Here is a 1,784-nt window from a genome sequence, read left to right on the forward strand (position 1 = left end):
TATTTATTTATTTATTACATTTACTCCAATAACTACCATATACACTTATTTAAAGCACAACAAATAGGAGGTAGTCTATGTGCCTCCTATTTGTAAAATTATAACTTTACGCTATTTTCATTTGATGCAATAATATCCCATTTCTTTTTTTGATTGTTTTATTAAATAACTTTTTGATATTGTATGCAAAGCAAAGAAGCATAAATTCAGTTCTTATATTTTTCTTTCCACGAAGTAAGAATCTTCTAAATCCGTAATCTTGCTTTAATATACCAAATGCTCCTTCGACCTGTATAGATCTATTCAATCTTAATAATTTTCCTTCGGGAGTCGTTATATTCTCTAATGATTTTTTACGATATTTTATAAACTCTTTGGAAACATGTAATCTTTTATTCCCTTTGGCTTTGGTACATTTATTTTTATAAGTACATCCATTGCAGTTTTCACATTCATATATTGTAATTGTTGATATATAACCCGACTTAGATTTTCTATATTTAGTTGAAACAGGTTTTAATTTCTTTCCAAAAGCACATATGTAATAATCATCTTCACTAATATAAGTCATATTTTCTCTCTTACTTATATCATTTTTAAATTTTTTATTCTTTGATTTTTCGTAAGTTTGTGGCTTTATATAAGAATTTTGTTTATTCTCTGATAAATAATTATAATTTTCTTCACTTTCGTATCCAGCGTCAGCTATAACATTTTCAAACTTAATAGGTAATCCTTTTTCTAATTTATCTAAAAAAGGGATTAAAGTTAATTGATCTGAACGTTCACTAGATACATCAACTCCAACAATATATTCACCTTCAACACCAATTTGTATATTATACCCTGGTTTTAATTGACCATTTTTCATATGATCTTCCTTCATATGCATGAAGGTAGCGTCTTTATCTGTCTTTGAAAAACTATTACGCCCATTAAATATATTGTTGTAATCATCATATTTACTTTGTTTTTCAATAAACTCTTTTAAAATTTCAATATACTTTTGCAATTTACTTTTTCTTTTACCTTTTCCATGAACAAATGTAATATTATTAGATATTTTAATATCATCAATTTCATTTAATATTTTAGTAACTTGATTAACAGATATTTTCTCTTTAATTTTACCTACATTAATTTTAAATTCTGATGATATCTCAAATAAGATATTTTTAACCTTTTCTTGAAGCTTATTCTCAAATTTATCTGTAGCCTTTTTCCATACAAAAGTATATTTATTGGCATTCGCTTCGATTTTAGTACCATCAATAAATATATTTTTATATTCTATTTCATTTATTTCACCTAATTTTATTACTAATTGATTAAACAGATCATCAATACATTTTTCTAGATGATTTACTCTAAATCTTGCAATTGTATTATGATCCGGAGCCTTTTGCCCCTGCAAAAGCCAGATGAAATTTATATCACGCTTACATGCTTTTTCAATTTCTCTACTAGAATATAGTTTATTAATATAACCATATATAATTATTCTAAATAAGATGATAAGTTCAACTACTGGATTTCTACCTAATGTAGAGTATGTTTCATATAATTTTTTATAATTTAATCCCTCCGTAACATTAAATAGTAGTCTTACTGGATCATCTTCTTTTGGTATAAAATTAGTATCTATTGGGAAACCTATTTGATGCATAGGTATCACATTTTTATTAAATGATTTCATGATATTATTATGCACAAAAAAGGAAGTTCAAATTCGAACTTCCTTTTTCTATCAGCGAATATCAAAATTTATTTTGATACAGCCCCTT

1 protein-coding gene is annotated in these 1,784 nt (G+C 25.5%); it reads right to left on the reverse strand.

Features of this window, described 5'->3' with window-relative positions; genetic code table 11:
* Positions 1–106 precede the first annotated feature (106 nt).
* Entirely contained in the window at positions 107–1,696 is a 1,590-nt protein-coding gene (locus I4V16_RS17275) for an IS1182 family transposase (RefSeq protein WP_195966946.1), read from the reverse strand.
* Between the last annotated feature and the right edge of the window lie 88 nt (positions 1,697–1,784).

The organism is Clostridium sp. 1001283B150210_160208_E6, from assembly GCF_015669365.1.
GTDB classification, from domain to species: domain Bacteria; phylum Bacillota; class Clostridia; order Clostridiales; family Clostridiaceae; genus Clostridium; species Clostridium paraputrificum.